The organism is Marinobacter excellens LAMA 842 (genome assembly GCF_001574445.1).
Lineage (GTDB): Bacteria > Pseudomonadota > Gammaproteobacteria > Pseudomonadales > Oleiphilaceae > Marinobacter > Marinobacter shengliensis.
The window spans coordinates 214,844-220,843 of the sequence record NZ_LOCO01000004.1 but is presented as its reverse complement, the minus strand read 5'-3'; the positions used below and the strand labels follow the sequence as shown (position 1 = coordinate 220,843).

Below are 6,000 nucleotides of genomic sequence, written 5' to 3'. Positions count from 1 at the left end.
GGTTCCCCTTCCGGGACCGTTGAGGGCCATGGACGGCCCGAAACGAGCCCACAGGGAAGTGCTTGTAGGCGTGTCCCGGAAGGGGAACCCCGCCTCATGGCCTTCCGCCAAACTAAAAACTTAGTCGCGTTTCTTGCCAGGTAAGGTGCCCATCAGCTTGCAGATAATGCCCAGCATGATTTCGTCAGCACCGCCGCCGATGGAGACCAGCCGCACATCTCGGTAAGCCCGTGACAGGGGGTTGTCCCACATGTAGCCGTTGCCGCCCCAGAACTGCAGGCAGGTGTCCGTCACTTCGCGACCTAAACGGCCGGCTTTCAGCTTGGCCATAGACGCCAGCTTGGTGACATCCTTGCCTTCAACGTGCAGCTCACAGGCCTGGTACGTCAGCGCTCGCAGGGCTTCGATCTCGGTCTGCAACTCCGCCAGGCGGAAGTGAATGTACTGGTTATCGATCAGCGGCTGACCAAACGTCTTGCGCTCGCGGCAGTACTCGATGGTCTGGGTAACGCAGTTTTCCAGAGCCTTGATGACATTGGCCGCGCCCCACAAACGCTCCTCCTGGAACTGAAGCATCTGCATCATGAAACCCGTGCCCTCGGCACCGATGCGATTGCGCTGGGGAACCCGCACGTCGTCGAAGAACACCTGCGCCGTTTCCGACGAACGCATACCCAGCTTATTCAGGTGTGGGCTGAAGCTGATGCCCGGGGTGTTCATGGGCACGATCATCAGGGTCTTGTTCTTGTGGGGCTTGTCGTCGCTGGTGTTGGCCAGCAGACACATGAAGTCCGCCTTCGGCGAGTTGGTGATCCACATCTTGGAGCCGTTGATGACGTAGTCATCGCCGTCTTTCTTGGCAGTGGTTTTCAGGCCGGCCACGTCGGAACCTGCGCCCACTTCACTCACACCGATACAGCCCACCATATCGCCGGCGATGGCCGGAGCCAGGAAGTCCCGTTTGAGTTCGTCGGAGCCGAAGCGCGCGATGGCGGGGGTGCACATGTCGGTCTGCACGCCCACGGCCAGCGGTACACCGCCACATTTGGCCATGCCCAGTTCCTCGGCCGCGACCAGGTTGTAGCTGTAGTCCAGACCCATGCCGCCGTATTCCTCCGGCTTCTGGATGCCCAGCAGGCCCAGGTTGCCGAGTTTTTTGAACAGGTCGTGAATCGGAAACTCGCCGGCTTCTTCCCATTCGTCGCAGTGTGGGTTGATTTCCTTTTCCACGAAATCGCGGACGGTTTTTCTGAGGGCTTCGTGTTCGGCTGTGAATTTCATTATTGTTCTCTCCTGCTTTTTTAAAGACGGTTAGTTCTTGTGTTCTGTTCTGGGTATTTGCCCCGTAGCTTGGGGTCGCGGGTGTGGGGTGGGGCCTTCAGAAAACCGCTCCTTGCGGCACATCCCTGTGGCGCTTCTGCTCCGCCATCCATGGCTCCGCAAATTTTCTGAAGGCCCCACCCCACACCCGCTTGAGTTCGAAACTTTGGTGCACCCAGCTCACAATTTAAAACCGAGCGACACCGTAGGAATTGGGCCGCAGTTGTCGTTGTTCGGCTTCGCGGCAAACCGACAACACCATGGCCAGTACCCGGCGGGTATCCCGTGGGTCGATCAGGCCGTCATCCCACAACCGCGCGGTGCCGAACAGGGCGGTGGAGCCGTCTTCGAGTTTCTTGGCGGTGGCCTGCTCCAGGAACGACAGGGTTTTTTCGTCCGGCTCGATGCCGCTTTTGCGTTGTTTTTCTTCAGCCACGATGCGCATGACCTTACCAGCCTGGGCCGGGCCCATGACGGCGGTGCGGCTGTTGGGCCAGGCGAAGATGAATCTCGGGTCCAGTCCCCGGCCGCACATGGCGTAGTTGCCGGCGCCGTAGGAACCGCCTACCACCACCGCGAGTTTTGGCACCCGGCAGTTGGCCACGGCCTGAATCATCTTGGACCCGTGTTTGATGATGCCGTTCTGCTCGGAATGCGTGCCCACCATAAAACCGGTGGTGTTGTGCAGAAACAGGATTGGCGTACCGGCCTGGTCGCACAGCTGGATAAACTGCGCAGCCTTGGTAGAGCCGGCCGGTGTGATCGGGCCATTGTTACCGATGATGCCCACGCTGTGGCCCTGAATGCGGATGGTGCCGCACACGGTCTGGTTGTCGTAGTCGTTCTTGAAATCCAGGAAACGGGAGCCGTCGGCGATGCGGGCGAGGATTTCACGAACGTCGTAGGGTTTCTTGGCGTCCGAAGGAATCACCCCCAGCAGCTCGTCAGCCGGATACAGCGGCTCATCCCACTGGGGTTCCTGGCGCAGCGGCAGGTTTTCATTCCAGGGCAGGGCACCGAGAATTTCCCGGGCCTGGCGGATGCCATCGGCGTCGTCTTCGGCCAGGTATTCAGCGGTGCCGGCCACGGTGGCGTGCATTTCTGCACCGCCCAGTTCTTCATCGGTGGCGACCTCGCCCGTGGCCGCTTTCAGCAGCGGCGGGCCGGCCAGGAACATCTTGGCCTGCTCGCGCACGGTGATCACATAATCCGACAGACCCGGCTGATAAGCACCACCGGCGGTGGCGTTGCCATGCACCACGGTTACTTGCGGAATTCCGGCTGCGGACATCCGCGCCTGGTTGGCAAATCCCCGGGCGCCAAGCACAAAAATATCCGTGGCGTAGTTCAGGTTGGCGCCGCCAGATTCTGACAGCGACACCACCGGCAGTTTGTTCTCCATGGCAATCTGCTGCAGGCGCAGGGTCTTGTCCAGACCGGCAGGGGTAATGGTTCCGCCTTTGATGGCGCTGTTGCTGGCCACCACCAGACAGCGCACTCCGGCTACCCTGCCAATACCGGCAATAATCCCGCCACCGGCCATGGACCCATCTTTGTCATCGTGCATCTTGTAACCGGCCAGGGAGCACAGCTCCAGAAACTCACTGCCCCGATCCAGCAACCGATTGATGCGATCCCGCGGCAGCAATTTGCCCCGCTTGGTAAACTTCTCCCGGGCCGATTCCGCCAGGTCCAGTACCTTCTGCTCCACGTCCCGGAAAGTGGTGATGTGCGCTTCCATGGCCTCCACATTGGCCCGGAACTCGTCGGACTGGGGGCTTATTGTTGTTTCCAGTACCTGCATGGGAAATCCTCAGTCGTCGCTCAAAACTTTCGGCGTTACCGCCCGATGGAAACCGTTATAGGGCTCATTGTTCTTCGCCTTCGGCATCGGCCACACACGCCCACCCTGGGATGCCGCACCGTCAATCCGCAGACAATCGCCACTGATAAACGCCGCCCCCGGGCTAAGCAGGAAACAGATCGCCGAACTCACCTCCGATTCCGTACCCATCCGCTTGATCGGCACCGCATCCGCCAGGCTGCGAATCCACGACTTCATATGAGCCGGGTAATTATCCATCCCGCTGGACGCAATCCACCCCGGCGCCACCGCATTCACCCGAACCCCGGACGGCGCCCACTCAACTGCCGCCGTCTGAGTAAAATTCACCATCCCGGCCCGGGCGGCCCCTGAGTGGCCCATGCCCGGCATACCGCCCCACATATCCGCCACAATGTTCACGATCGAACCACCAGTCTTACTCAGCGCCTGGGTATAAGCCTCCCGGGCCATCAGAAAACCACCGGTCAGATTCGTCCGCACCACGGTTTCCCAACCCTTCTGGTTAATCCCCGTCAGCGGAGACGCAAACTGCCCGCCGGCGTTGTTCACCACCCCGTTCAGCCCACCGTGGGTCTCAATAATGGCCTTCACCGTGGCCTTGACCGACTCCTCCTCACGGATATCGCAGGCATGGGCGCTGGCAATACCGCCGTCTTCCTCAATCTCGGCCTTAACCGCGTCCACCTTTTCTTGCTTACGCCCCACCAGCGCAACCCGGGCACCGAGGGCGGCCAGTTCGTGGGCGGTACAACGGCCAATTCCAGAGCCGCCGCCAGTGACAATAAACACCTGACCTTCAAACAATCCGGGCCGAAGAACAGACTGATAACTCATAAAAAATCCTTATCTGAATACAAAGAATCCACGTGAAAAGTCGGAGCGCCCCGCTGGGGGAGGGCCCTACAAAAATGTGCGGAGCCATGGATGGCGGAGCCCAAGCGCCACAGGGATGTGCCGAAGGAGCGTTTTTTGTAGGGCCCTCCCCCAGCGGGGTGCTTACTCCGCAACCAGATGACTATGTTCATTGCTGCACCAATTTAGAGGGCACAGGCACCGGAAACTCCAGCAACTGCTGGGCAAAAGCCTTACCCTGCGGATCAATCCGAAGCGACGCCACACCGCCGCCACCAAGACTGTGCTCCAACAAGAAATTGAACGCATACAACCCCGGCATAGACCAACGCGTCACCCTGCCAGACTCCGGATTCAGCGTATGCGCCGTCCACTGCGCCACCGCCTGCTCCGTTAATGCCGCCTCAATGTAAGGAACATACTCCGGATCCCGCGCAATCACCCCGATATTGCTGTGATCACCCTTATCCCCGGACCGCGCCCAAGCCAGCTTGATCAACGGAACCGTAGTATCCGCCGCCACCTCCATCCGTGACTCCGGCTCAGCCGCCAGAGCACCCGGATCGAAACCACCCTCGGTAGCCACCACCACCTCAGACTTCTCGCCTGCCAGATCCACCGAAACCGCCACTTCCGATTTTGGTACCAGGCAAGAGAACAAACGAATCTTCGGCCAAACGGTTGGCCGGCCGCCGACAATGCCGGTGATACCCGGTGCCATCCCGGTTGCAGCCTGGGCGATTTCCCGTGAAAAAAGCACCAGTGCCTCTTTCTTCGGGTGGGCGGTGGCAATCTTCACCACCACTTCCCGGCATTGGTCGCCCTTGCCATGGGCGCCGTAAGTTGTCTCGGTACCCAGCAACTCGATGCTGGTTTCGGAATAATCCGGCAGGCCGCGCTCCATAAACATCACCGAGGTTTTGCCAAGAATCGCCTCTGCGACTTTCTGAGCCTTGGCGGGCGCGTTTATGCCAGCGAGCAAAAAGGTGACCGTGCACTTGAAGCCATCCGGCCAGGTGCCTGATACCTTGTAGCTGTCGGTAGGTGGCAGACCTTTGGCACCGGAAACGCGAACCTGATCCTTACTGATTTCCTCAAGTGCAACCTGGGTGAAATCGCAGGTAACGTCGGGCAGCAGATAGGCCCTTGGATCACCAATCTCATACACCAACTGCTCGCTTACCGTGCCCCGGCTGACCAGACCGCCGGTGCCTTCGGGCTTGGTCATTACAAAGTCGCCCGAGGCGCTCACCTCAGCAATGGGGAAGCCCATATTGGCGTAGCCGTCGGCCACATCTTCCCAGTCGGTAAAGTTGCCACCGGTAGACTGGGCGCCACATTCCAGCAAGTGCCCGGCCAGGCTGCCCTGGGCAAGTTTGTCGTAATCGTTCCAGTGCCAGCCGAATTCATGCACCAGCGGCGCCAGCACCAGCGCGCTGTCCGCTACCCGGCCGGTAATAATGATGTCGGCACCCTGTTCCAGGGCAGCCACCAGGCCTGGAGCGCCCAGGTAGGCATTCAGGCTCACCATCATGGCGGGGAAGGGCTGGCCGGTGGTCATCTCGGTGACGCCGGCATCGGCGAGCTTCTTTTTCTTCATCAGCAGGTCGTCGCCCAGCACCAGGGCGATTTTCAGATCGACCCCCGCTTTTTCGCACAACGCCTGCAACGCATCCCGGCAAGCCACCGGGTTCACGCCGCCGGCGTTGGCCAGCACCCGGATGCCTTTTTCTTTAATGTCGCCCAGCAAAGGTGCCATAACGGTTTCCACAAAATCCCGGGCATAGCCCTGGGTGGGGTCCTTCATCTTCTGGCCAGCCATGATGGACATGGTGATCTCGGCCAGATAATCGGCCACCAGATAATCGATGTTGCCCCGGTGCACCAGCTGGGCGGCTGCCGTTTCGGTATCACCCCAGAAAGCGGCGGAGCAACCGATGCGGATGGTTTTGTTGGCGTGTGACATGTTCTTGGCCTTGTTG

4 protein-coding genes are annotated in these 6,000 nt (G+C 60.0%); all 4 read right to left on the bottom strand.

Translation table 11 applies throughout. The features are described from left to right. Positions 1–120: 120 nt before the first annotated feature. Positions 121–1,281 carry a citronellyl-CoA dehydrogenase gene (atuD, locus tag J122_RS05875; protein ID WP_061331608.1) on the bottom strand — a complete coding sequence of 387 codons (1,161 nt, stop codon included), beginning with the start codon at positions 1,279–1,281 and terminating at the stop codon, positions 121–123. A gap of 226 nt (positions 1,282–1,507) precedes the next feature. After that, a complete protein-coding gene (locus J122_RS05870) occupies positions 1,508–3,124 on the bottom strand; it encodes an acyl-CoA carboxylase subunit beta (protein WP_061331607.1) in 1,617 nt (538 codons plus the stop codon). Positions 3,125–3,133: 9 nt separating this feature from the next. Next, entirely contained in the window at positions 3,134–4,000 is an 867-nt protein-coding gene (locus tag J122_RS05865; protein ID WP_061331606.1) for an SDR family oxidoreductase, read from the bottom strand. Positions 4,001–4,187: 187 nt separating this feature from the next. Next, positions 4,188–5,984, bottom strand: a complete 1,797-nt coding sequence (locus tag J122_RS05860; RefSeq protein ID WP_061331605.1) for an acyclic terpene utilization AtuA family protein — start codon at positions 5,982–5,984, stop codon at positions 4,188–4,190. Positions 5,985–6,000 lie beyond the last annotated feature (16 nt).